At 61.1% G+C, this 24,601-nt stretch carries 24 protein-coding genes; 11 read left to right on the forward strand and 13 right to left on the reverse strand.

Going from position 1 to position 24,601, the window contains the following annotated elements; all coding sequences use genetic code 11:
• Positions 1–4 precede the first annotated feature (4 nt).
• From gyrB to mutM, 8 genes are all read right to left on the reverse strand, one after another.
• The gene (gyrB, locus tag LOKVESSMR4R_RS16445; RefSeq protein WP_087210796.1) at positions 5–2,419 is read right to left on the reverse strand and encodes a DNA topoisomerase (ATP-hydrolyzing) subunit B; all 2,415 of its coding nucleotides are present in this window, start codon (positions 2,417–2,419) and stop codon (positions 5–7) included.
• 93 nt (positions 2,420–2,512) lie between these two features.
• Positions 2,513–3,133 (reverse strand): LysE family translocator, encoded by a 621-nt coding sequence (locus tag LOKVESSMR4R_RS16450; protein WP_087210799.1) that lies wholly within the window; start codon positions 3,131–3,133, stop codon positions 2,513–2,515.
• A complete protein-coding gene (recF, locus tag LOKVESSMR4R_RS16455) occupies positions 3,130–4,230 on the reverse strand; it encodes a DNA replication/repair protein RecF (RefSeq protein WP_087210802.1) in 1,101 nt (366 codons plus the stop codon). The genes LOKVESSMR4R_RS16450 and recF overlap by 4 nt, the downstream gene beginning before the upstream one ends.
• Positions 4,231–4,300: 70 nt before the next feature.
• Complete coding sequence (dnaN, locus tag LOKVESSMR4R_RS16460) at positions 4,301–5,419, reverse strand: DNA polymerase III subunit beta (RefSeq protein WP_087210804.1); 1,119 nt, start codon at positions 5,417–5,419, stop codon at positions 4,301–4,303.
• A gap of 113 nt (positions 5,420–5,532) precedes the next feature.
• Positions 5,533–6,876 carry a chromosomal replication initiator protein DnaA gene (dnaA, locus tag LOKVESSMR4R_RS16465; RefSeq protein WP_087210807.1) on the reverse strand — a complete coding sequence of 448 codons (1,344 nt, stop codon included), beginning with the start codon at positions 6,874–6,876 and terminating at the stop codon, positions 5,533–5,535.
• A gap of 581 nt (positions 6,877–7,457) precedes the next feature.
• On the reverse strand, positions 7,458–7,721 hold the full coding sequence (rpsT, locus tag LOKVESSMR4R_RS16470; protein WP_087210810.1) for a 30S ribosomal protein S20: 264 nt from the start codon (positions 7,719–7,721) through the stop codon (positions 7,458–7,460).
• A gap of 147 nt (positions 7,722–7,868) precedes the next feature.
• Positions 7,869–8,645: an enoyl-CoA hydratase gene (locus LOKVESSMR4R_RS16475; protein WP_087210812.1), complete on the reverse strand. Its 777-nt coding sequence runs from the start codon at positions 8,643–8,645 to the stop codon at positions 7,869–7,871.
• Between the two features lie 62 nt (positions 8,646–8,707).
• On the reverse strand, positions 8,708–9,559 hold the full coding sequence (gene mutM, locus LOKVESSMR4R_RS16480; protein ID WP_087210815.1) for a bifunctional DNA-formamidopyrimidine glycosylase/DNA-(apurinic or apyrimidinic site) lyase: 852 nt from the start codon (positions 9,557–9,559) through the stop codon (positions 8,708–8,710).
• An 85-nt stretch (positions 9,560–9,644) separates the two neighbouring features.
• Between mutM and ubiE the strand changes: the two genes are divergently transcribed.
• The gene (gene ubiE, locus LOKVESSMR4R_RS16485; RefSeq protein WP_087210818.1) at positions 9,645–10,397 is read left to right on the forward strand and encodes a bifunctional demethylmenaquinone methyltransferase/2-methoxy-6-polyprenyl-1,4-benzoquinol methylase UbiE; all 753 of its coding nucleotides are present in this window, start codon (positions 9,645–9,647) and stop codon (positions 10,395–10,397) included.
• 1 nt (position 10,398) lies between these two features.
• On the forward strand, positions 10,399–11,928 hold the full coding sequence (gene ubiB / locus LOKVESSMR4R_RS16490) for a 2-polyprenylphenol 6-hydroxylase (protein ID WP_087210821.1): 1,530 nt from the start codon (positions 10,399–10,401) through the stop codon (positions 11,926–11,928).
• Between the two features lie 85 nt (positions 11,929–12,013).
• On the opposite strand, the gene LOKVESSMR4R_RS16495 is transcribed toward ubiB, so the two are convergent.
• Together LOKVESSMR4R_RS16495 and LOKVESSMR4R_RS16500 are read right to left on the reverse strand one after the other, a co-directional pair.
• Complete coding sequence (locus LOKVESSMR4R_RS16495; protein WP_087210824.1) at positions 12,014–12,670, reverse strand: flagellar hook capping FlgD N-terminal domain-containing protein; 657 nt, start codon at positions 12,668–12,670, stop codon at positions 12,014–12,016.
• Between the two features lie 6 nt (positions 12,671–12,676).
• Positions 12,677–13,984, reverse strand: coding sequence for a flagellar hook-length control protein FliK (locus LOKVESSMR4R_RS16500; RefSeq protein ID WP_087210826.1), 1,308 nt, complete (start codon positions 13,982–13,984; stop codon positions 12,677–12,679).
• Positions 13,985–14,087: 103 nt separating this feature from the next.
• Here LOKVESSMR4R_RS16500 and LOKVESSMR4R_RS16505 point away from each other — a divergent pair, with 103 nt between their 5' ends.
• Together LOKVESSMR4R_RS16505 and LOKVESSMR4R_RS16510 are read left to right on the forward strand one after the other, a co-directional pair.
• Entirely contained in the window at positions 14,088–14,381 is a 294-nt protein-coding gene (locus tag LOKVESSMR4R_RS16505) for a rod-binding protein (RefSeq protein ID WP_087210829.1), read from the forward strand.
• Positions 14,374–14,715: a flagellar protein FlgN gene (locus LOKVESSMR4R_RS16510; protein ID WP_087210832.1), complete on the forward strand. Its 342-nt coding sequence runs from the start codon at positions 14,374–14,376 to the stop codon at positions 14,713–14,715. Before LOKVESSMR4R_RS16505 ends, LOKVESSMR4R_RS16510 begins: the two co-directional genes overlap by 8 nt.
• A 154-nt stretch (positions 14,716–14,869) precedes the next feature.
• Here the strand turns inward: LOKVESSMR4R_RS16510 and LOKVESSMR4R_RS20300 are convergent, their stop codons facing one another.
• Both LOKVESSMR4R_RS20300 and LOKVESSMR4R_RS16515 read right to left on the reverse strand, forming a co-directional pair.
• Complete coding sequence (locus LOKVESSMR4R_RS20300; RefSeq protein ID WP_420645894.1) at positions 14,870–15,007, reverse strand: hypothetical protein; 138 nt, start codon at positions 15,005–15,007, stop codon at positions 14,870–14,872.
• 82 nt (positions 15,008–15,089) lie between these two features.
• Entirely contained in the window at positions 15,090–15,485 is a 396-nt protein-coding gene (locus LOKVESSMR4R_RS16515; protein ID WP_087210835.1) for a hypothetical protein, read from the reverse strand.
• 242 nt (positions 15,486–15,727) lie between these two features.
• Here LOKVESSMR4R_RS16515 and chlG point away from each other — a divergent pair, with 242 nt between their 5' ends.
• From chlG to LOKVESSMR4R_RS16550, 7 genes are all read left to right on the forward strand, one after another.
• A complete protein-coding gene (gene chlG, locus LOKVESSMR4R_RS16520; RefSeq protein WP_087210838.1) occupies positions 15,728–16,639 on the forward strand; it encodes a chlorophyll synthase ChlG in 912 nt (303 codons plus the stop codon).
• Positions 16,636–17,916 (forward strand): BCD family MFS transporter, encoded by a 1,281-nt coding sequence (locus LOKVESSMR4R_RS16525; protein WP_087210841.1) that lies wholly within the window; start codon positions 16,636–16,638, stop codon positions 17,914–17,916. Before chlG ends, LOKVESSMR4R_RS16525 begins: the two co-directional genes overlap by 4 nt.
• A gap of 3 nt (positions 17,917–17,919) precedes the next feature.
• Entirely contained in the window at positions 17,920–19,101 is a 1,182-nt protein-coding gene (locus LOKVESSMR4R_RS16530) for a geranylgeranyl diphosphate reductase (protein WP_087210844.1), read from the forward strand.
• The gene (gene idi, locus LOKVESSMR4R_RS16535) at positions 19,098–19,631 is read left to right on the forward strand and encodes an isopentenyl-diphosphate Delta-isomerase (protein ID WP_087210848.1); all 534 of its coding nucleotides are present in this window, start codon (positions 19,098–19,100) and stop codon (positions 19,629–19,631) included. Before LOKVESSMR4R_RS16530 ends, idi begins: the two co-directional genes overlap by 4 nt.
• 30 nt (positions 19,632–19,661) lie before the next feature.
• Positions 19,662–20,213, forward strand: a complete 552-nt coding sequence (locus LOKVESSMR4R_RS16540) for a gamma-glutamylcyclotransferase (RefSeq protein ID WP_087210851.1) — start codon at positions 19,662–19,664, stop codon at positions 20,211–20,213.
• A gap of 155 nt (positions 20,214–20,368) precedes the next feature.
• On the forward strand, positions 20,369–21,451 hold the full coding sequence (locus tag LOKVESSMR4R_RS16545; RefSeq protein ID WP_087213451.1) for a biopolymer transporter ExbB: 1,083 nt from the start codon (positions 20,369–20,371) through the stop codon (positions 21,449–21,451).
• A 3-nt stretch (positions 21,452–21,454) separates the two neighbouring features.
• Positions 21,455–23,056 (forward strand): peptidoglycan -binding protein, encoded by a 1,602-nt coding sequence (locus tag LOKVESSMR4R_RS16550; RefSeq protein ID WP_087210855.1) that lies wholly within the window; start codon positions 21,455–21,457, stop codon positions 23,054–23,056.
• A gap of 119 nt (positions 23,057–23,175) precedes the next feature.
• Here LOKVESSMR4R_RS16550 and LOKVESSMR4R_RS16555 read toward each other — a convergent pair whose 3' ends face one another.
• Complete coding sequence (locus tag LOKVESSMR4R_RS16555) at positions 23,176–24,393, reverse strand: Hint domain-containing protein (protein WP_237331826.1); 1,218 nt, start codon at positions 24,391–24,393, stop codon at positions 23,176–23,178.
• Between the last annotated feature and the right edge of the window lie 208 nt (positions 24,394–24,601).

The following is a 24,601-nucleotide window of genomic DNA, read 5'->3' on the forward strand; positions in this document are numbered from 1 at the left end:
CACATCAAAAATCAAGATTTTCCACGCTCAACGCATTGGTCTGGATGAATTCGCGCCGCGGCTCGACCACATCGCCCATCAACTTGGTGAACAGATCATCCGCCTCGGCCACATCCTCGACCTTGACCTGCAACAGGGTGCGCGCATCGGGGTCGAGCGTGGTTTCCCACAGCTGGTCGGGGTTCATTTCGCCCAGACCCTTGTAGCGCTGCAAGGACAGGCCCTTTTCGCCCTCTTCCAGAATGGCGCGCAGCAGGTCCAGCGGGCCATGGATCAGCTGGCTACGGTCCTTGCGCACCAGCGTCGCGGGCAGGTTGTAAACCTCTTGCAGGCTTTGCGTGAACGTCCCCGTGCGCCGCGCCTCGCCCGAACGCAGCATCGTGCCATCCAGCGTGCGCACCTCTTCCACGCCGCGCAGGATACGGGCCAGACGCATGCCTTTGTCCTGCGTGATCCGGCCCTGCCAGCCGCGTTCCCATTCCAGCGCGATCAGATCAAGGCGCTGGGCCACGCGGTCGGCAGTGCCCTGCAGATCGTTTTCCACGACGCCGGGCACGAAAGCCCCCGCAATGGCCGCCTGTTCAAGGATATGGCGGGGGTAATGGGTCGGAAACGCCTCTAGCACGCGTTTCAGCTGGCGGGCCTCGTCGACGATGCGGCGCAGATCGGCACCGGTGATTTCCTCGCCATTGCCTTGGCGCAGCATGGCACCTTCGATGCCCTGTTCGATCAGATATTCGTCCATCGCGGCCTGATCTTTCAGATAGACCTCGGACCGGCCGCGCGTGACCTTATAAAGCGGCGGCTGCGCGATATAGAGATGCCCGCCTTCGATCAGTTCGGGCATCTGCCGGAAGAAGAACGTCAGCAGCAAGGTGCGGATATGCGCGCCATCGACATCGGCGTCGGTCATGATGATGACCTTGTGATAGCGCAGCTTGTCGATATTGAATTCATCGCGCCCGATACCGGTGCCCAGCGCCATGACAAGGTTGCCAATCTCCTGACTGGACAGCATCCGGTCGAACCGGGCGCGTTCGACGTTCAGGATCTTGCCCTTCAGCGGCAGGATCGCCTGCGTGCCACGGTCACGGCCTGTCTGGGCGGACCCACCGGCGCTGTCACCCTCGACCAAAAAGACTTCGGTCTTGGAAGGGTCCTTTTCGGAACAATCCTTGAGCTTGGAGGCATTGAAATTCACATCCATCGCCGATTTGCGGCGGATCTCGCGGGCTTTGCGGGCGGCTTCGCGGGCTGCAGCCGCCTCGACGATCTTGGAGATGATCGCCTTTGCGGTGGCGGGGTTTTCCTCGAACCATTCGTTCAGCTTTTCGCCCATCAGGTTTTCGACGGCGGGGCGCACCTCAGAGCTGACGAGTTTATCCTTGGTCTGGCTGGAAAACTTCGGATCGGGCACTTTGACCGACAAGACGCAGGTCAGCCCTTCGCGGGCATCATCGCCTGTCAACGCGATCTTTTCTTTCTTGGTAATGCCGGTTTCGGTCGCATATTTGCTGATCGCGCGGGTCAGCGCGCCACGGAAACCCGCCAGATGCGTGCCGCCATCACGCTGCGGGATGTTGTTGGTAAACGGCAGCACCATTTCGTTATAGCTGTCATTCCACCACATCGCGACCTCGACCCCGATATCGTCACGTTCGCCGGTGACATAGATCGGCGTTTCCATCAGCGGCGTTTTCGACCGGTCCAGATATTTGACGAATTCGCGCACGCCGCCTTCGTAGAAAAGTTCGGTGCGCAGCGGTTCTGCGGGGCGTAGATCCTCGAGTATGATGCGCACGCCAGAGTTCAGAAAGGCCAGTTCGCGCAGGCGTTTTTCAAGAATATGGAAATCGAAATCGCGGTTTGAAAAGGTGGTCAGGGCCGCAAGAAAGGTGATCTCGGTCCCCTTGCGTCCGTCGGCATCGCCCATGATGCGCAGGGATTCCACGGTGAACCCGCCTTCGAAACGGGCGTAATGTTCCTTGCCTTCGCGCCAGATGCGCAGTTCCAGAAAATCCGACAAGGCATTCACAACCGAGACACCAACGCCGTGCAACCCGCCCGAGACCTTGTAGGAATTGCTGTCGAATTTGCCGCCCGCATGCAGCTGGGTCATGATGACCTCGGCTGCGGAAACCCCCTCGCCCTCATGGATGCCGACGGGGATGCCGCGCCCGTTGTCACCCACGGTGACAGAGCTGTCGGCGTTGATCCGCACATAGACATGGTCGGCGTGACCGGCCAAAGCCTCGTCAATGCCGTTATCGACGACCTCATAGACCATGTGGTGCAGGCCGGACCCGTCGTCAGTGTCGCCGATATACATGCCGGGACGCTTGCGGACAGCCTCTAACCCTTTGAGAACTTTGATGGAATCGGCACCGTATTCTTCTTGTTTCTTGTCGTCATCGGCCATGGGGTCAGTCCTGTTCATCTATGCGCAAAATATATGCGGTTTGGCCGGGGATGTCACGCGAATGACACCATATTTTGTGTGTTTGCAAAGCGCTTAGCTGATCGCGATGACGGCCCCGACCGCAACCAGCAAACAGCCAGCGACAAGATTGATCCGGCGCAGCACGTCAGGCGATTTCAGCGCGCCACGCATTCGCCCGATAAAACCCGCCAGCAGCAGATTGCCCACTAGCGGGATCACGAAGCTCAGCGTGCAGATCGCAAAGATATCGGCCGGCGTCACCTGTGTCAGGTCGAAAAATCCCGGCAGCACGCCCATGTAGAACAGCACCGCCTTGGGATTGCCAAGGATCACCGCGACACCCGCAACAAAGCCTGCCCAGCGCCCCGGCCGTGTCAGGCGGCTGTCCGCGCGCAGCGCGTGCCCCCCAGACCGGATCAGCCCGATCCCCATGAATATGAACACCGCCACAGCGATCCATTTCATCACCAGCATCACCTCGGCAAAGGCCGAGACCAGCCATGTCACACCGAGGATCGCAACCAATGGCCAGAAGATATCACCCAGCGCCACGCCCACCGCGAGCGGCCACGCGGCGGCAAACCCGCCCGACAGGGACCGCGCCAGCAGCGCGACCCAGACCGGACCGGGGGTGACGAACAGGATAAGCAAGGCACCGGCATACAGCACAAGGCCCGAGGCGGTAACGGTCATATTGCGTCTTTGCGCTCCACTGCCGACTGGCCGTGCGTTTCGGTGACTTCGGCGTATTGCGCGCGGGACCCCAGCTCGGCGAACAGTTCCGGCCCCGTGCCCGTCATGAACGCCTGTGCGCCCAGCGCGCAGATTTCATCATAAAGCGCGGCGCGGCGGCTGGCGTCAAGATGGGCTGCGACTTCGTCCAACAAAAGGATCGGCGGCGCGCCGAAATCCTGCGCCAGTGCGCGTGCATTGGCCAAAATCAGGCTGATCAGCAGGGCCTTTTGTTCACCGGTGGAACAGTCGCTGGCCGGCACATTCTTATCGACAAAGACGGCGTCAAGATCGGCGCGGTGCGGCCCCAACAGCGTGCGCCCGGCGGCCATGTCACGGCTGCGATGATCGGCCAGCGCCGATTGCAGGTCATCCGGCAACGGGTCCGCATGGGTCAGCGTCAACAGCGCGGTAGGAAAGGCGCTAACCGCCGCGGCCTGCGCAGCAGTCAGCGCTGCGATGGCCTGTGTGCGGTTGGTCGTAATCTGGGTTGCGGCCTCGGCCATCTGGCCTTCGATCGCGGCATACCAATGCGGATCGCGCACCATGTCTTTCAGCAGGCGGTTACGTTCGCGCATCGCCTTTTCATAGGTCAGCACAGCATCGGCATGGCTCGGCTCGAAGCTCAGCGTCGCGCGGTCCAGAAAGCGGCGCCGCCCCTCGGCCCCTTCGATCCAGAGCCGGTCCATCGCGGGCACCAGCCAGAGCACCCGCGCGATCCGGCCCAAGGCCAGCTGGGGGGCCGTCTTGGCGTCGATGCGCAATTGGCGGGGCTGGCCTGCCTCGGCCCAGGTTTCGATTTCATGGACCTGATAAAGCGATTGCAGGATGCCGGTGACCTTCCAGCCCAGCGCCTCTGGCCTGCGCGCCAGATCATCGGCCCCCGCGCGGCGCAGCCCACGCCCCGGCGACAAAAGCGACACCGCCTCTAGGATATTGGTCTTGCCCGCGCCATTTGGCCCAAAGATCGCCAGCGGGCGCGGGTCCAGATCCAGCACTGCGCGTTTATGCGACCGAAAATGCGACAGGCCAAGTTGAGACAATGCCAGCGCGGTCATGGCCCGCACAAAGAATTTTCACGAAAATTCTTCCCCCGACAAAATTTTTCGCGAAAAATTTTGTGCCCCGTCACACGCGCATCGGCATGACGACATAAATGGCGGACATGTCGTTGCCTTCGCGCATCAAGGTCGGATCGCCCGACGAATTGAACATGAAAACGGCGTTTTCGCGGTCCACTTGGCTCGCGATTTCGAGCAGGTATTTCGCGTTGAACCCGATTTCCAACCGTTCATCGGAATAGGCGACGGCCAGTTCTTCTTCGGCGGCACCGGAATCAGGGGAATTGACGGACAGGATCAGCCGGTCTTCATCCAGCGACAATTTCACCGCGCGCGACCGTTCGGACGACACAGTGGCCACCCGGTCCACGGCGCGCGCGAATTCGCTGGCATCGACCTCTAGCTTGCGGGTGTTGCCCTGCGGGATGACGCGGGTGTAATCGGGGAAGGTCCCGTCGATCACCTTGGATGTCAGGGTAATATCGGGCGTGGCAAAGCGGATCTTGGTTTCCGACACCGAGACGGCGATTTTCATATCGTCATCGTCCAGCAGCTTGCGCAGCTCGCCCACGGTCTTGCGCGGCACGATCACGCCAGCCATGCTTTCGGCACCCATCGGCAATTCCGCATCGATCCGCGCAAGGCGGTGGCCGTCGGTTGCCACGCAGCGCAGAACCTTGCCGTCATCCCCATCCGCGACATGCATATAAACGCCGTTCAGGTAATACCGCGTTTCCTCGGTCGAGATGGCAAATTTCGACTTGTCGAACAGCCGCCGCAACACCGGTGCCTTGGCCGAGAAATTCGCCGCGTAATCGGACGAGGCCATGACGGGGAAATCTTCCTTGGGCAGCGTCGCCAGCGAAAAGTTGGACCGGCCCGCCTCGATCGTCAGGCGGCCTGTGGCGCTTTCCTCGATCAGGGTGACCAGCGCGCCATCGGGCAATTTGCGCACGATCTCGTTCAAGGTGACGGCCGACACGGTTGTCGCGCCGGCACGTTCCACCTTGGCGGGGGCCTTGTCGACGATTTCGATATCAAGATCGGTGGCGCGGAAATGCACCTCGTCGCCCTGCGCCTCGATCAGCACATTGGCAAGGATCGGGATCGTGTTGCGCCGTTCGACGACCGATTGGGCCTGCGCGACCGCCTTGAGCAATACCGCGCGTTCAATGCTGAATTTCATGTCCCAATCTCCGCCTATCTTGTTGCCGGACGTGGCCGGGACGCGAAATCTACTGCATTCCGGCGCGGCCTCAAGTGTTTTGTTTCTGATGCAAGGCCCAGCGTCAAGCGCGGCTATGCTTCCAATGCGCGGCGCAACAGTTCCAGATCATCCGCGATCTGGCTGTCCAGCTGTTTGAGTTCCTCGATCTTGCGCACACCATGCATGACGGTCGTATGGTCGCGGCCACCAAAGCGCCGGCCGATTTCGGGCAAGGACCGGTTGGTCATCTGCTTGGCCAGATACATCGCCATCTGCCGCGGGCGGGCATAATTGCGCACGCGCTTGGGGCCGATCATGTCGGACAGGCGGATGTTGTAATGTTCTGACACCTTGCGCTGTATTTCCTCGACCGTGACCTTGCGATCAGAGGCTTTCAGCACATCGGACAGGCAATCCTGCGTCAGTTCCAGATTGATTTCGCGGCCCACCAAGGATGCAAAAGCAAACAGACGGGTCAGCGCGCCTTCGAGTACGCGGACATTGGTGGAAATCCGATGCGCAAGGAATTCCAGCACATTGGGCGCGACCGCCAGCCCGGGATATTGCGCCGCAAACGTATCCACCTTGGATTGCAGGATGCCCAGCCGCAATTCGTAATCGGTGGGGTGCAGATCGACGACCAGCCCGCATTGCAGGCGCGACCTGATGCGGTCTTCGAGGTCTTTGATCTCTCCGGGGGCGCGGTCGGCGGAAATGATGATCTGCTTTTGGCCATCCACAAGCGCGTTGAATGTGTGAAAAAATTCTTCCTGGGTGCTGTCCTTGCCCGCGATGAATTGCACGTCATCGACCATCAGCACATCGACTGACCGGAACAATTGCTTGAAATCCATCATCTTGCGTTCGCGCAGCGCGGTGATGAAACGGTACATGAATTGCTCAGCCGACAGATAGAGCACGTTCAATTCCGGCGAGCGGCGCTGCAATTCATGCGCGATGGCATGCATCAGATGGGTTTTACCCAGACCGACCCCACCATAAAGAAACAAAGGGTTAAAGGTCACTGGGCCGCCATCGGCGACGCGGCGTGCGGCGGCATGGGCCAGCTCATTGGGTTTGCCGACGACGAATGTGTCAAAGGTGAACCGCGCATCCAGCGGCGAGCCCGAGATTTCGTCAACGCTGACAGTGCGGGCCGTAGGCTTGGGCGCGGGTTTCGGCGCAGCCTGCGCCACCGCGGGCACTTTGAATTGCAGGCGCTGCACAGCCTCGCCCTGCTGGCCGAGGTGATAGATGATCTGATCACCAAAATTCTGAGAGACATAATTGCCAATAAAATTGGTCGGCACATGAAATACGGCAACACCATCGGCCAGTTGGGCAAATTCCAGCGGTTCGATCCAGTTGGAAAAATTGTTCACCCCAAGCGCCCCCTTGAGTGTCAGAAGCACCTTTGCCCAGATATCGTTCGTCATTCTTTTCTTTACCCTCACCCCGCACAACCCCACAGCAGAGCCGCACCCATCTTCGCCATGTCACATCGCCGTCGACAACAACATTTCAGGCGGCCGAGGTGTCCACCCCGGTCGAAATGCCTTTATCAAGCTACAGTCCATTCAGGGCACACGATGTTACTCGCGCACCAAAACGGCAGACGCATGGTGACACAGCAGCAACGAACACCAAAGAGCAGCCCTTGATGTCCACGCAGACACAAATGCGGGATCCTACGTTTTCGCAGTTTACCCCAGTCACATTTGCACGAAGGCCGACCCTCATATTCTGACCACCCTTGCAGCAACAGCAGGCTTGCGGATGTCAGACCGGATCGATCCCCCCATGTCCCCCCGGAACGATGTGAATCGCAGCGTCAAGCTAGCAAGGGGTTTAGGGCTGCTTCAACATAACAACGTGCTTGACTCTGCCTTTGCCCGAAAAGAATCTCTGGCGTCTTGGTTTTGCGCCAGATTCTCGGCAGGCCTGCAACACCTGCACAAAAAAAAACGCGCCCCGCAAAGGGCGCGTCTGTCGAATCTGGCCGGATGGTGCCGGTGGATCAGCCGATTGCTTTCACACGGGCGGACAGGCGCGACATTTTGCGCGCGGCGGTGTTCTTGTGGACGACGCCTTTGGTCACGCCGCGCATCAGTTCGGGCTGGGCGGCGCGCAATGCTGCGATCGCGGCGGCCTGATCGCCAGAGGTGATGGCCTCTTCGACTTTGCGCAGGAATGTGCGGATGCGCGAACGGCGCATTTTGTTAACCTGAAAACGCGCATCGTTCTGACGGGCCCGTTTTTTGGACTGCGGTGTATTTGCCATGGGTCTTTCCCTTCGTCGGGTCAAATTGATCTGTTAAGCGCAAAAAGCCCCGACCGGGTTCAGTACCGGTGATTCTGGCCTAGGCGGGCCTCTCGCGCATGTGTTGCGGGCTTTAGTGCAGTTTTCCCCCGAAGGAAACCCGAAATATCAGCGGTCGCGGAACTGCGCCTCGCGCTTTTCCAGAAAGGCGGTCATGCCTTCGGTCTGATCATCAGTGGCGAAGAGCGATTGGAACAGGCGGCGTTCATAATGCAACCCTTCGGCCAGCGTGGTCTCGAAAGATCGGTTGACCGCATCCTTGGCCGCCATTGCCGCGATCTGCGACTTTGCGGCGATCTTGACCGCTGCCTTGCGCGCCTCGGCCAAAAGTTCCTTGGCCGGGACAACGCGGCTGACCAGCCCACTGCGTTCGGCCTCTGCCGCATCCATGAACCGGCCTGTCAGATGCATATCCATGGATTTCGCCTTGCCAACGCAGCGCGTCAGCCGCTGGGTCCCACCAATCCCTGCGATGACGCCAAGATTGATCTCGGGCTGGCCGAATTTCGCGGTATCGGCGGCGATGATGAAATCGCACATCATTGCCAATTCGCAGCCGCCACCCAGCGCATAGCCTGCAACAGCCGCGATGATCGGCTTGCGGGTTCGGTTGAAACGGTCGGTTTCATTTTCGAAAAACCGGGTCGTGTAAAGATCGACAAAGCTCTTATCCGCCATTTCGGCGATATCCGCACCGGCGGCAAAGGCCTTGTCCGATCCGGTGATAATGATGCAGCGCACCTTGTCGCTGGTGTCGGCCTCTTCCAGCGCTGTGCAAAGCTCGCGCAGCAGATCGCCGTTCAGCGCGTTCAGCGCATCGGGCCGGTTCAGCGTGATGGTTGCCACGTCGTCGCGCGTATCGACGATGATGTTCTCATAGGCCATGCCGCTGTCCTTTTGCTGATGATCAGAGTCCCGTGCTTAACAAAGGCAGCGCATGGTTCAAGTTATCTTTGGCATTGGGCACAAAAGAAAGACGACCGCCCCGATTGGACAATGCGGCTGATCGGACGGCCGCAATCGGGGGTGACACATGGCGCGCCTTCGCGGTCATAGACCTGAAAACCATGCTGGAAATAGCCAAGCTCACCATCGCTTTGGCGGTAATCGCGCAGGCTCGATCCGCCCGCGGCAATCGCCTCGGTCAGCACGTCGCGGATCAGCGGCACCAAGGAGGCGATGCGGCTGGGCGCGATCCGGCCCGCCTTGCGCCTTGGGTCGATACCGGCGCGAAACAACACCTCACAGACATAGATATTGCCCAGCCCGGCCACGATCCGCTGGTCCAGCAAGGCCGATTTGATCGGGGTGTTGCGCCCTTTCAGCCGCGCGACCAGATAGGTTTCGTCGAACGCATTGCCCAAGGGTTCCGGCCCCAGATCGCGGATCAGCCAATGATCGTCCTGCGCCGCCGTCGGCATCAGATCCATCGCCCCGAAACGGCGCGCATCGTTAAAGGTGATCCGCGCGCCGCCATCCATATGCAGCACAACATGGTCGTGTTTCGCAGGTGCCGGATGGGGATGGCAAAACACCCCCTGCGGCGCCCCCGAGACCAGCATCCGCCCCGACATGCCCAGATGGATCAGCAAGGTTTCGCCGCTATCAAGATCGACCAGAATATATTTCGACCGCCGCCGCAGGGCCAAGACCCGCCGTCCGGTCAGCCTGTCCGCCATGTTTTCGGGAAAAGGCCAGCGCAGATCGGGCCGGTTGACCTCGGCTTTCGCGATCACTTGCCCCGTCATGACGGGGGCTATTCCAGCCTTGACGGTTTCAACCTCGGGCAATTCGGGCATGGCGGACTTTCTATCGGCGGGTCGGCGTTGTAAGCCTTTGTCTGCGCCCTATAGTTGGGACCAGCGCAAAGGACCACAAGCCCCGATGACCGACGATACAGACAAGACCACGCATTTCGGTTTCGACACCGTCCGCGAAGATGAAAAGGCAGGCCGCGTGCAGGGCGTGTTTTCCTCTGTCGCCAGCAAATACGACATCATGAATGATGTGATGTCCGGCGGCATCCACCGGATCTGGAAAGATGCGATGATGGATTGGCTGGCGCCCCGTCCCGGCCAGCGCTTGCTGGATGTGGCCGGCGGCACGGGCGATGTGTCGTTCCGTTTCCTCAAACGCGCGGGGCGCGGGCATGCGACCGTGCTTGACCTGACCGAATCCATGCTGGTCGAAGGCCGCAAACGCGCCGAGGCAGCGCAGATGTCCGACAGCCTTGACTGGGTGGTGGGCGATGCGATGGCGCTGCCCTTCGAGGCGAATACCTTCGACGTTTACACGATTTCCTTCGGCATCCGGAACGTGACCCGCCCGCAAGACGCCTTGGCCGAGGCTTACCGCGTGCTGAAACCCGGCGGACGCTTGATGGTGCTGGAATTCAGCCAGATCCCGAACCCGATGATGCAGGCCGCCTATGACGCCTATTCCTTCAACGTCATCCCACGCATGGGCCAGATCATCGCGGGGGATCGTGACAGTTACCAATATCTTGTCGAATCGATCCGACAATTCCCCGATCAGGATACATTCCTTGGCATGGTCCGCGACGCAGGCTTCGGCAATGCGAAATACCGCAACCTGACGCTGGGTGTGGCGGCGCTGCATTCGGGGTGGAAGCTTTAGGGTGCGCGGACCTCATAATATCATCCGCCTGATCCGGACAGGTGCGACGCTGGAACGCACCGGTGCGATGAAGGTGATTCTGGACGCTTTCGACGTTGGGATCTTGCTGCGCGTCACGCTGCGATCGCTGGTCTGGCCGTTCCAATGGCTGGGCTACAAAGGCGATCCGTTGATGCCCCCCGCCCCCCGCGCGCTGACGGCGCTTGGCCCGGCCTATATCAAATTCGGGCAGATCCTGTCGACGCGCCCCGATGTGGTGGGCGCTGACATGGCCGTGCAGCTGCGCGTGTTGCAAGACAAGCTGCCCCCCTTTTCCATGGCCGAGGCCAAGGCCGAAATCCAGCGAGAGCTGGGGATGCCCGTCGAAAAGCTGTTTTCCAGCTTTTCCGCCCCGGTTGCCGCTGCATCACTGGCGCAGGTCCACAAGGCCCATCTGGCCGACACCGGCGAGGCCGTGGCCGTCAAGATCCTGCGCCCCGGCATCGAAAAGGCCTTTCGCCGGGATATCGACGCCTTTTATTTCGCCGCCCGCACGATCGAAGTGCTGTCGCCTGCGTCGCGCCGCCTGCGCCCGATGGATGTGATCACGCATTTCGAAGGCGTGGTGATGGGCGAACTTGACCTGCGGCTGGAAAGCTCTGCCGCCGCCGAATTTGCCGCCAATACCAAGGATGACACGGGCTTTACCGTGCCGCAGGTCCGCTGGCACCTGTCGGGGCGGCGAGTCATGACGCTGGACTGGGCCGAAGGCACCGGGATCGGCGATAATCCGGCGCTGGATGCCGCAGGGCATGACCGGCGCGTGCTGGCGAACCGTGTGCTGGGGCTGTTCCTGAACCATGCGCTGCGCGACGGCTATTTCCACGGCGACATGCATCAAGGCAATCTCAAGGTCGACGCGGCCGGCGACATCATCGCCTATGATTTCGGGATCATGGGCCGGATCGACGAATATACCCGCCGCGTCTATGCCGAAATTCTGTTCGGCTTCATCCGCAAGGATTACCAGCGCGTCGCCGAGGTCCATTTCGAGGCAGGCTATGTCCCCGCCAACCGCGACGTCGATGAATTCGCCCGCGCCCTGCGCGCCGTGGGCGAGCCGATCTTTGGCATGGATGCCAGCCGCATTTCCATGGCGCGGCTTTTGTCCTATCTGTTCGAGGTGACCGAACGTTTCGGCATGGAAACCCGCACAGAGCTGATCCACCTGCAACGCACGATGGTCGTCGTCGAAGGCGTGGCCCGGTCGCTTGATCCACGGATGAATATCTGGGAAGTCGCGAAACCCGTGGTCGAAGATTACATCAAGCACAGCATCGGGCCAAAGGCCCTGCTGCGCGACCTTGGCCGCACCGCGATGATCCTGTCGCGCTTTGGCCCGCAGCTGCCACGCCTTGCCGAAGAGGCCCTGATCCGCCTGAACAACCCGGCACCCGAACCGAAACCGCAACGCAGGATCGCGCGCCTGTCGTGGATGGCGTTGGGGGGGGTATTGGTTGGCGGCGCGATGTGGCTGGGCCAGCTGATGTAATCCAGATGGGTGGCGGGTGATGCGTTGCCGCCTATTGCTGGCCTTTTGCAGGCAATCTGCACCCGATTACCTGCGCTACGGCGCATCATGATGCATTGCGCAGCGCCGTCACATCGCCCGACAGGATCACGATGCCGCCATCCATGACAAGGCTGGTCTGCCCGCCAGTCGACTGGACCTCTTTGACTGTGCTATAAGTTTCGACAGGGTTCTCGCCCAAGGTCTGGCCATCTCTTAGGCTGACAAAGGCGAAACTATAGACACCATTGGGCAAGCGATCCCCGTTGCTGCCGACACCGTCCCATTGCACAGGGTCAGTCGTCGCAGGTGACGCGAGCCGCTGCACCACCGCCCCGCCAGCATCACGCACGACAATTTCGCCAGCGGTAGAGGTCGCCGCGGGGTTGGGGTGCAGCGTCACGGGTGCCCCGTCAAAATAGACGGGCGCAGGCGCGCGCACTTCCTTGCCGACCCAGGCCGCCAACCCCGAAACCCCGAGTTGCAGCGAAAGCCCCCGCAACAGATCATTCGTCAGCACGGCCTGTTCGACGCCTGAGAATGTCGCCAGCTGCGTCGCGAAATCGGTTGATTCAACGGGGTTGAGCGGGTCCTGATTATTCATCTGCGCGGTCAGCATCCGCAAGAAGGTTTCAAAATCGGAACTGACCGCGGATTGCGATTCCGCAGGCGCTTGCGTGTTATTCACTGCAATCGTGCTGGTGGATTGGGCGATTTCCATCATCTCTCCTTAAAGGCGCAGGTCAAGGCCGCTGCGCGGCTGTGGCATTTCTGTGAGGTCCGGCACCTGCTGTTCGGTGACATCTTCGGCATGGTCAGGCAGCGGACCGGCGTCATGGCGCGCGTCGTCCTGTCTGCGCCCATCGCCGAAATCAAAGGAAATATCGTCATAGCCAAGGCTGCGGAATTCCTGCGCCAAAGTATCAATGTGACGCCGCAGCAAATCGGCTGTTTCCGGCCGTTCCGCATTGATATGCAACATCAAGGTGCCGTCGGTCAGCGACATGCTCATCCGGACCCGGCCCAATTCATCGGGGTTCAGCGCGATCTCGGTCAGCTGTCCACCGGTCTGCGTGATGGTGACCGCCAGCTGCTGGGCAACATGGCGGGCAAGCGCAGGCGCAGTTGACGTATCCCATGCCCTGGCCGCGCCCGCCGTTGTCGTCGTATCGCCAGCAGGGGCAAATAGCACAGCACTTTCGTCACCCCCAAGCGCGATGCCCCCCGTAGGGTCCAGCCCTTTGACAGCCGGGGTGACAAGCTCGGGTCGCTTGACCATGGCCACGACAGGCGGCGGCACCGCCCGATCCACGGCGATAGCGGGCGGCGCAGCTGCGGGGATGTCATCCGGCAGCGGCACCAGCGCCGGCGCTGGCGCGGCAGGTGGTGACGCGGCGGCAACCGGCAGCGGCACGGCAGCCGGCAGCGGTGCCTGGGTCGGCGGGGCGGCGACAGCGCTGGCCATGCGGGCGATTGCTGCGTCTTGCTTTATGGTGAGGGCGTCGCGCGGGGTGGGGACGAGGGCCGGATCGGGCAGATTGGCCCGGGCGATTTCCTCTGCCAAGGCGGGCGGGCGCGGCGCGAGCAGCGCATTTGTCGGCGCAGGCAGAACGGGTGCATCGGCAGCCGGCGGCGGGACGGGCGCGGCGGGGCTGTCAAACATCATCTGGACCAGCGCATGCTGGGTGATTTTGACCGGCTGGCGCGGGTCGGCCACCGCGATGGTCGACAGGGCGGTTTTCGGATCGGGACCGGCGGCGGTGATCGCAGGTTCTGCCATCGTCATCAGCGCCTGATCAGGATTGATTTCCCCCATCATATCACCAGCCAGAATCGGCATGTCGGGATCAAGATCCACAGCCGCAGCCAGATCGGGAATGATGATCGCCGTATCTGGCACGGGCGGCGGGTCAATAGCCGGCACTGTGGCAGCCGCATCATAAGCAAGGTGAAAATCATCCTGGCCTGCCAGCGCGACAGCACCGGCAGGGGCCTCGGGCAGTGCCGATGCAGCGGGAATCAATTGGGGCACAAACATGCAATGTCCTGTCCGATAATGTTCGGCATGTTGTGACAGAAGAAACTTACTGAATGTTTACGGCTTTGCGGCAGGATGAAAAAAACCACTGACGGAATTTGACATGACCATCATCCCCGTATTGTCGCCCCCGCGCGCGCCGATCGCCATCCCCGAATCGCTAAGTGGCGACAGCAAACTGCGCGAAGCCGCCCAAAAACTCGAAGCCACTTTTCTGTCGGAAATGCTGAAATCGGCGGGGCTGGGAACCAGCAGCAGCTCTTTCAGCGGCGGTATCGGTGAGGATCAGTTTTCATCCTTTCTGCGCGACGCGCAGTCAGATGAACTGGCGAAATCGGGCGGTATCGGCCTTGCCGAATCGCTGTTCAACGCGATGAAGCGCAGCATCGATGCGTGACCCGACAATCGCCCAATTGCGCAGCCTGCTAGAGGCGGAAACCACGGCGATTCTGGCCGGGCAATATGCCGTGCTTGACGATCTGGCCGCGCGCAAGGACCAGCTGTTCGACGATTTGCAGCAGGCGCCGCGCACGGCGACCGATCTGCGCGCAATATCAGGGCTGCTTACGCGGAATCAGGCCCTGCTGGCCGCCGCGCTAAAGGGGATCAGCGCCGCGCGCCTGCGGCTGACCGCCCTTAAGGCAGTGCGCGACGGGCTGCAGGTCTATGATCAATCAGGGCGCTTTGCGGCCAGCCCGGTCGCGCGGCCCGATCTGGTCAGAAAGGCCTGATTTGAGTCGAATTGGCTGAATCGCGATCTTGGACATTAATCCGTTGTTCAGGATCCGGCGCTTAACTCGGCGCACTGCCCGAACGGCAGGATGGCAGGCACCGGGGTGCCGACATCAACGTCAGAATGGCGCAACAACCTGCATATCCGCAGATTTATGAACCAACCCGGCGCAAAGCGCCTTTTGAAGGACCAACAATCATAGCGACCTTCCAGGCGCCACCGTGATGACCGCCACCGGCAACCACCTTTTTGCGCTTGATGATCGTTGGCTTATCATTTGCTTTTGTCATGCCGCACCTCTGCCACCCGAGGCCAGCTTTAGCGTTTGCAATATGAAGGGGCCGTTAAAGCTGCAATGCGATTAAAATACGCTCAGTTTTCGGGCCAGCCGTCTGTCGCGGATCGCGCGGCATGGCGCGCATAGCATTGGTTGATGCCTTTGCGCGCCTCTTCAACCGAGGCGATGGCCGCCAGCAAAGCCTGCGACATGGCCACGAAAGCAATGCCGTAATCCTTGCGCGCGTCGCAGATCTGCAGATCCGTCAGCAGGCTCGCCAGATCCCTGCGCGCATCGCCAAGCTGCTGGATCAGATCGGGCAAGATATCATCGGGCGGCATGATCCGGTCCGCCAGACGCGACAGCAGCCCATGCTGGCGACGCAGCTCGGATTGCAGCGACGGATCGTCCATCGCGTCGATACGCAATTGCAGCGCGACAATCCGGTCGATCAGATCGGCGGGGTCGGCCGGGACAAGAATATCGTTCATTGGAACTGTTCCACTTCGAGAGGGCCGGGCGCGCGGTTGCAGGCCACGCCATGCGACAAGACCGTAAACGGAAATCCTTGTCAAAAGACCCACCGTACGGTGGTCATGACAAAGCACTTGATCGGCTGCGGATTTTGTGAAAGCCGCCGCGCATGGCCCCCATCGACAACGCGACCGATTAGCGCAGTGTAAGCTTTAGTTTACACTTGCTCTGGCCATTACTGTCATCTTAGAGTGACAGAATGAATGTCGCCATCGATCTTGCCCTGAAACATCCCGAGCGCCGCTGGCCAGAGCCGCGGGCGGTCCTGCAGGTAATCAAACCGGTCACATGGTTCCCGCCGATGTGGGCGCTGCTGTGCGGGATCGTGTCTTCGGGGGCGGCGTTTACGGGCAATTGGACATTGATTCTGCTGGGTATCTTGCTGGCAGGCCCGATTGTCTGCGGCATGAGCCAGGCAGCCAATGATTGGTGCGACCGGCATGTGGACGCGATCAATGAACCTGACCGGCCGATCCCTTCTGGCCGGATACCGGGGCGCTGGGGCTTGTGGATCGCGCTGGTGATGACCTTGCTGGGGCTGGGCCTTGGCTATCATTTGGGGCCTTGGGTCTTTGGCGCGACGATTCTTGCCGTGCTGGCGGCATGGGCCTATTCGGCGGAACCTGTCCGCGCCAAGAAATCAGGCATCTGGGGGCCGGCCTTATGCGGGCTGGCCTATGAAACGCTGCCCTGGGTCACGGGTGCCGCGCTTTTGACATCGGGCGCACCCTCTGGTCCGGTCATCGCAATCGCTGTTCTTTACGGGCTTGGCGCGCATGGGATCATGACGCTGAACGATTTCAAGGCGGTTGCGGGTGACCGCGCCATGGGCCTGCGATCCCTGCCTGTCACGCTGGGGCCGGATCGCGCGGCGCGGGTGGCTTGCTGGGTGATGGCTGTGCCGCAGCTCGGCGTGATCGGCCTGCTGGCCTATTGGGGCCATCCGCTGCACGCCTTGGGTGTCGGTGCGATGCTGGCGGTGCAACTGGCCGCGATGCGGGTGCTGCTGCGCGATCCTTTGGGCAAGGCGCAATGGTATCAGGGCATGGGAATCCTGTTCTATATCAGCGGCATGATGATCGCCGCGACCGCCTTGGGGGCGATGGCATGACGCTGACATGGCCACAGATTTTCCGGCTGGGCCTGGTGCAGATGGCCCTGGGCGCAATCGTGGTGCTGATGACCTCGACGCTGAACCGGCTGATGGTGGTGGAACTGGCCTTGCCTGCGGTGATCCCCGGCCTGCTGGTGGCGCTGCATTACGGCGTCCAGATGTCGCGGCCGAAATGGGGCCATGCATCAGATACCGGCGGGCAGCGCACGCGCTGGATCATCGGCGGAATGGTCGCGCTGGGGGCGGGTGCCTTGGCCGCGACGATCGGGCTGATGGTGCTCGAAGCCTCCTTTGTCTGGGGCATGATACTGTCCATCGGCGCCTATGCGATGATCGGCATGGGCGTCGGCGCATCGGGCACGTCACTGCTGGCCTTGCTGGCCACGACCACCGCACCGCACCGGCGCGCAGCGGCAGCAACGATCACATGGCTGATGATGATCTTCGGGATCGCCATGACCGCGGGCGTGGTCGGCACGCTGATCGACCCCTATACCCCCTTGCGCCTGATCGAGATCGTGGCCGCCGTCGTGCTGATCGCGATTGGCGTGACAACGCTAGCCGTCTGGGGCATCGAGCGGGGGCTGAAAGTCAGCCGCGAACCCGACCCCACCCCCTTTCGCGCAGGGCTAACAGAGGTCTGGGGCGAACCCAAGGCGCGCAATTTCACCTTATTCGTCTTTCTGGCGATGACGGCCTATTTCATGCAGGAACTGATCCTTGAACCCTATGCCGGGCTGGTTTTCGGCCTGACGCCGGGGCAGACCACGTCGCTGTCAGGGGCGCAGAACGGCGGGGTGTTCATCGGCATGTTGACCGTGGGCATCATGGCAACAGGGCTGAAAATCGGGGCTTTGCGCAATTGGGTCATGGCGGGCTGTCTGGGGTCGGCCGGTGCGCTGGCGATCATCACACTGCTGGGGCCTGTGGGGCCGGGCGCGCCGATCCTGCCTGCTGTCGTGACCTTGGGCTTTTTCAACGGCATGTTCGCTGTCGCGGCCATCGGGTCGATGATGGCGCTGGCCGGTCAGGGCCGCGAGAGGCGCGAAGGCACGCGCATGGGGCTCTGGGGTGCGGCACAGGCCATTGCCGCCGGTTTCGGCGGGCTGCTGGGGGCTGGCATGGCCGATCTGCTGCGCCTGAACCTGACCGACACCCAGGCCTTTGGCGCGGTCTTCCTGTTTGAGGCCTGCCTTTTCATCGCCGCCGCTGTCGTGGCCGCCAAGATCATGGACCGCAAGATGCCGTCCGCAACCCTCGTTCCGGGAGAATAGCCAATGCAATATGATGTCATCGTCGTGGGCGCAGGGCCTTCCGGGGCCACCGCAGCCGAGGATCTGGCACGGTCCGGGCACAAGGTCGCCTTTATCGACCGCGAAGGGCGGATCAAACCCTGCGGCGGGGCCATTCCACCCCGGCTGATCGCGGATTTCTTCATCCCCGACGACCAGATCGTCGCCAAGGTGAACACTGCACGGATGATCTCGCCCACGGGCCGCCAGGTCGATATCCCGATCGAGAACGGCTATGTCGGCATGGTGGACCGCGAACATTTCGACGCATTCCTGCGCAAACGCGCGCAGGATGCGGGGGCGCATCGCTATGCAGGCACCTTTACCAAGATCACCCGCGACGCGGATGGCACCCATGTCATCTATCGCGACAAGGTCAGCGGCAATGACATGCAACTCAGCGCGAAACTGGTCATCGGGGCCGATGGCGCGCGGTCCAATGTCGCGCGGGCCGAAATCAAGGATGGCGACAAGATCCCCTATGTGATCGCCTATCATGAGATCATCGAGGCCCCCGCCGCCAATGCGACCTATGATCCGCTGCGCTGCGACGTCGTTTATGACGGACGGATTTCGCCCGATTTCTATGGCTGGGTCTTTCCGCATGGCGCGCAGGCCAGTGTCGGCATGGGGTCGATGCTGAAATCCGTCGATGTCAAACAGGCGACAGCCGATCTGCGCGCGGCCTCTGGTCTGACAGATTGCAAGACGATCCGCCGCGAAGGCGCGCCGATCCCGCTGAAACCTCTTGACCGTTGGGACAATGGGCGCGACGTGCTGCTGGCGGGCGATGCGGCAGGTGTCGTGGCGCCATCCTCGGGCGAGGGCATCTATTACGCGATGGTCGGCGGGCGCGTGGCAGCAACGGCGGCGGCGGCCTGTCTTGCCTCTGGCAGGGTCAAGGATTTGCAACTGGCGCGCAAATTGTTCATGCAGGAACATAAACAGGTGTTCCGCGTTCTGGGGGCGATGCAGAATGCCTATTACCGCAGCGACGAACGGCGCGAACGGTTCGTGTCACTGTGTCACGATATCGACGTCCAAAAGCTGACATTCGAGGCTTACATGAACAAGAAACTGGTCAAGGCCCGCCCCATGGCCCATTTGAAAATCGGCATCAAGAACCTCGCGCATCTGACGCGGCTGGTGTCGCCGCTGCGGACGTGACGATCCTGATCCCGGCCTGGGTGAATGGCAGGTTGCAACCGGTCGAAAAGCTTGAAGCGCATCAGCGCGGGCTGAAACACAAGGCGGTCAGCGTTTTTGTGATGAACCGCGGGCGGGTGCTGATCCAGCAACGCGCACTGGACAAATACCACACGCCCGGGCTTTGGGCGAATACCTGCTGCACCCATCCCGCATGGGACGAGGATCCCGCCGCCTGCGCGCTGCGCCGCCTGGACGAGGAATTGGGGATCACCGGCCTTTATCCAACACATCGCGACCAGATCGAATATCGCGCCGATGTCGGCGATGGGTTGATCGAACATGAACTGGTCGAGGTCTATGTCGCCGATGCCCCCAACAATCTGCGCATTGCCCCCAACCCTGCCGAGGTGATGGCGACAGCCTGGGTGGATTTCTACGACCTGTCGGCAGATGTGACGCGCCACCCCGAACATTACACGCCTTGGCTGCAAATCTACCTGCGCGATTACCAGGATACGATCTTTGGCGATCTGATGCGCGCGGTCTGACCCCTTTCCGTCGGCGCCCAAAGGGTGTTTATGGGCGTGACAGGAAAGGGCAGGTCTATGTGGGTTTTCGGATATGGGTCGCTGTTATGGAACCCCGGCTTTGCGCCCCAGCGGCGTCTTAAGGCCCGGCTGCCCGATTATCACCGCAGTTTTTGCATGTTGTCGATCCATCATCGCGGCACGCCTGACCATCCCGGCCTTGTGCTTGCGCTGGATCATCAGCCCGGCGGGCAATGCACGGGTGTTGCCTTTCAGGTCGCGCCCCAGGACGAAGCCATTGTCCTGGCGATGCTGCGCGAACGCGAATTGGTGTCATCGGCCTATGTCGAACAAGAGGTGCCGCTGATCTGCGACAGCGGCGAACAGATCACGGCGCTGGCCTATGTGGTGGACCGCAACCATATCCAATATTGCCAGTTCGACCTGGAACAGCAGGCACAAATGATCGCCCATGCGGTGGGCGGGCGCGGGCCGAATACCGAATATCTTTACAACACCGCCGCCCATCTGACCGAAATGGGGATCAAGGATGCCGATATGACGTGGCTGGCAGGCCGTGTTCGTGCCTTGACAGCAACATAAGACCGCCGCGATTTTGTTTGGGTTGGTCCCCATACCGCCATATGCTGCTATGGGTGCAATCAACCACCACCAGATAAGGATGAACCTGCGTGTCAGACAAACGGGTAGCCAAGGCAGCGCCGCAGTTTTCCCAACCGATCCGCCAATTGCTGTTCATGTTGATCGTGATCGGGCTTGTCGGGGCGGGGCTGTATCTCGGGCTTGACCAGATCAAGGCGATCTATCTGTCGAATCCCTATCTGAACGGGGTGATCCTGGGCGTTTTCGTGCTGGGGGTATTGTCTTGCTTCAACCAGGTTTTCCTATTGATGAATTCGGTCCGCTGGATCGAGCTTTTCGCGCGCGAAACCGGCGGGCATAGCTTTACCGCTGCGCCCTCGTTACTGGCGCCCTTGGCCACCTTGCTGCGGTCGCGCGGCGCAAGGACACAGATTTCGTCCAGCTCTGGGCGGTCCATCCTCGATTCCGTCGCCCAGCGCATCGACGAAGACCGCGAGATCACGCGCTATATCGGGAATGTGCTGATCTTTCTGGGGCTTCTGGGCACATTCTATGGGCTGGCAACCACCGTTCCGGCATTGGTCGAAACCATCCGGTCGCTGAACCCCGGCGACGGCGAATCCGGTGCCGATATCTTTGGGCGGCTTCAGGACGGGCTGGAAAACCAGCTGGGCGGGATGGGCACGGCCTTTTCCAGCTCTTTGTTGGGGCTTGCGGGGTCGCTGGTCGTCGGTCTGCTAGAACTTTTCGCAGGGCACGGGCAAAACCGGTTCTACCGCGAGCTTGAAGAATGGATGTCCACCATCACCCGCGTCGGGATCGACGGCGATGACAGCGCGGGCACGGGCGGGGCCGCGGCCACGGCCATGGTCGAACAGATGGGCGAAGTGATGGACACGATCCAGCTGCTGCTGGCGCAGAACGAGGCTGACCGCGCCGCCGCCGACAGCCGGTTCCAGACCCTGGCCCAGGCCATGACGACGCTGACACAGGTCGCGACCACGCATGATACATCCGCCCAGCTGGCCCGCGTGGCCGATGGGCAGGCCGCGCTGATCCAGAAACTGGAGGATAGCGGGATGGATGGGATCGATGCCGAAAGCAGGATGCGGCTGCGGTCGATCGATGTGCAATTGCTGCGGCTGCTCGAAGAACTTTCCGCCGGGCGGCATGAAAGCATCGGCGCGTTGCGGCAGGATCTGGCCGCCCTTGCCAGCGCGATCCGGGAAAGAGGCTGATCCATGGCGCTCAGCCGCAGGTCATCCAACCGTTTTCAAAACGCGATCTGGCCGGGTTTCGTGGATGCGATGACCGGCATCCTGCTGGTGCTGATGTTCGTGCTCAGTATTTTCATGGTGATCCAGTTCACGCTGCGCGAAACCATCACGGGGCAGGAATCGGAACTTGACCTCTTGTCAGTCGAAATGGCTACGCTCGCCGCGACGCTTGGGCTGGAACGCGACCGGACCGCCATGCTCAGCGCCGATCTTGACGCCGCCAATGCGCAAGCGGCCCAGCAGGCCAACCAGATCGCAGGGCTGATCGCGGAACGTGCGGCACAGGATCGGGCGCTCGAACAAGCGCAAAACCAGATCACCGGTTTCGAGGCGCAGATCGCGGGGCTATTGGCCGACCAGCGGCAGGCGCGCGACACGATTTCGGGGCTGGAGGCCGCGCAAGACCAATTGCTGTCCGAACAAGAGGCCTTGAACCTTGCCCTGGCGCAGGCGCGCAGCGAAGTTGACGCAAGTGCCGAGACCGCCCGCCTTGCCGCCGCAAGACGCGCGGCATTGGAAGCCATGATCGCCGATCTTGAAACCGCAAGGGACGAAGACGCCACCCGGATCAGCACGCTAGAGGCAGAGCGCCTTGCCGATGCAGCCGCCGCCGCCGCCCTGCGCGAAAGGCTGCAAAATGCGGATGCCGAATTGACCGCCATGACCCTGAACCTTGAACGCCAGCGCCGCGAAGCCGAGGAAACGCTGACCCTGCTTGCGGCGGCGCGTGCAGCGCAGGACGCAATCGCCGCCGAACGGGCCGCGGCATTGACCGAGGCCGAACGGCAAGCCGCGCTCTTGGCCACGGCGAATGCCGCCCTGTCCCGGCAAGAGGCCCAATCCGACGCCCGCCAACGGCAGGTCGCGGTGCTGAACGAACAGATCCTTGCGCTGCGCAATCAGGTGGGCAATCTGCAAGGCCTGCTGAACATGGCCGAAGATGCGGATCGCGCCGCGCAGGTGCAAATCGAAACGCTGGGTGCGCAGCTAAATACCGCGCTGGCGCGGGCGGTTTCCGAGGAACGGCAACGCATCGCGCTGGAAGAGGCCGAACGCATCAGGCTTGAATCAGAGGCCGCGCGCCTGCAGGCCGAGGCGGAAAACCTTGAACGGTTCCGGTCCGATTTCTTTGGCCAGCTGCGCACGGTGCTGGAAGGCCAAGACAGGATCAGGATCGAAGGCGACCGTTTCGTCTTTTCATCCGAAGTGCTGTTCGAAGTCGGGCGCGCCGACCTGTCACCGCAAGGGCGCGCCGAAATCGCCAATGTCGCGGGCATCCTGAACAGCATCGCCGATGATATCCCCGCCGGGATCGATTGGATCATCCGCGTCGACGGGCATACTGACGACATCCCGATCACCCCGGGCGGCCGTTTCGCCGATAATTGGGAACTCAGCCAGGCGCGCGCTCTCTCGGTGGTGCGGTTCATGGCAGAGGATCTGGGCATCCCGCCAACGCGGCTGGCCGCCAATGGCTTTGGTGAGTACCAGCCGCTGAACCCCGCCGATACGGCACAGGCACGCGCCCAGAACCGCCGGATCGAGCTGAAGCTGACGGAAAGGTAAGCACCGACAATCCCGGTGATGCCCCATGGATGACCAGCCCGTGGATCACGGGCCTATGGATCACAGGCGGACGCCCGCCGCTATTGCAGCCAATCCGCAGCGCAAAAGATCAGGCACCCCTAGGCAAAAACCAATGGCTGCGCATTGCGTTGATGCCGAGAGACCAGATTGCGCGCAGGCCGACCGGTGACCACGGGGCGGGCAAAAGCGACCGTTTCTTTTTCCATCTCTGGAAACAGTTCAAGCAGCTCGTTGCGCGTGGCGAAATCGAGGCTGCGCAGCACCATAGGTCCAAGATAGAAACTTTCCATCGCGGCCCCTTCTGCCAGAACGATCCGATGCGCGTCGAACATCAGATGGATATAGACGATATCCATGACATCATCTGCCCGCGCGATACCCGCCAAGCCGACCAGATCCTTTGCTGCGACCAACACCTCGTCAGCGTCGAACATCCGCCGGGCGATCCGCGAACGGATCAAGACGCGATGCTGCGGCGAAACCATGACATCGCGCTTTGGCAAGCCTGCGCCAAGCGCCCCGGCCTTGATACGCACAGGCCACCATTTCGGCATGCGGGACAAGACGTCGGACCTGATATGCCGCCGACCGACCCATCGCAATGTCTGCAACCCCGCATCGCAGGTGACAATGCGATCACCCGGCACCAATTCCTCGATCAGGCGCGGGCCGGTCTCGGTTTCGATCAGGGTTCCCGCAGCAAAACATATCGGGAAAAAGTCGGTTTTCAGGACAGGGGCGGTCACGCCATCCCCAAGCCTCACATCGTTTGAATAAGGCGTAAATGTCGTCGCCCCATTGCGTATACCACCACCAAACAGCTGCCAGGGATTGAAGTCGCCAGGATAATCGTTGCCAACCGAAATCAGGGTAAAGGTGGTTCCGATCGGCGGCGGTCCGACCCATTCTTGGGTGACCGGGTTCCAGCCTTCGGACATGACACTGCCATTATACAGCGAATCTATGGTGGTAGCGACTTTCACCTTGCCAATGAAATAATCAATGCCGTTGCTGTCGCGGACAACAAAACCGTAATCCATTTCGATGAATGTACCAGCCGCAAAGCTGGTCCCGCTGATCGTGTAATCTTCGGTCAGCCCACCGGCCACAGAGCGAGAATCGGCAATGCCATCCCCTGCAACGGTCACGACCTGCCCCGATTCAGGTGTCTGGAGCGTTATCTGATCCCCCACAGCAGCGCTGCCCGTATCATCATTGCTGCGCAGCATACCATTTGGATCATCCCAGGCATCGCGGTTGAACAAATAAAAACTGTAGGACATCACACTCCTCCTACGACGACGGTTAATATCCAAAAATTAAAAATTGCTTACGATAAGAAAGCTTGTTCATCCTACGGCTAATTTTGGTTTATTTTTGTTTATAAAATGGTCCAATATCGCCACGCAGATCTCGTCTGCGGGCGGCGAATGGCGGCGGGCGAAGACCTGCATCACAGCTGCGCTGGCCCCATGAAAACGGGCGCCAGCATCACGCCGGCGCCCGCATGTCTTGTCATGATCG

The sequence above is a fragment of the Yoonia vestfoldensis genome (genome assembly GCF_002158905.1).
GTDB classification, from domain to species: Bacteria; Pseudomonadota; Alphaproteobacteria; order Rhodobacterales; family Rhodobacteraceae; genus Yoonia; species Yoonia vestfoldensis_B.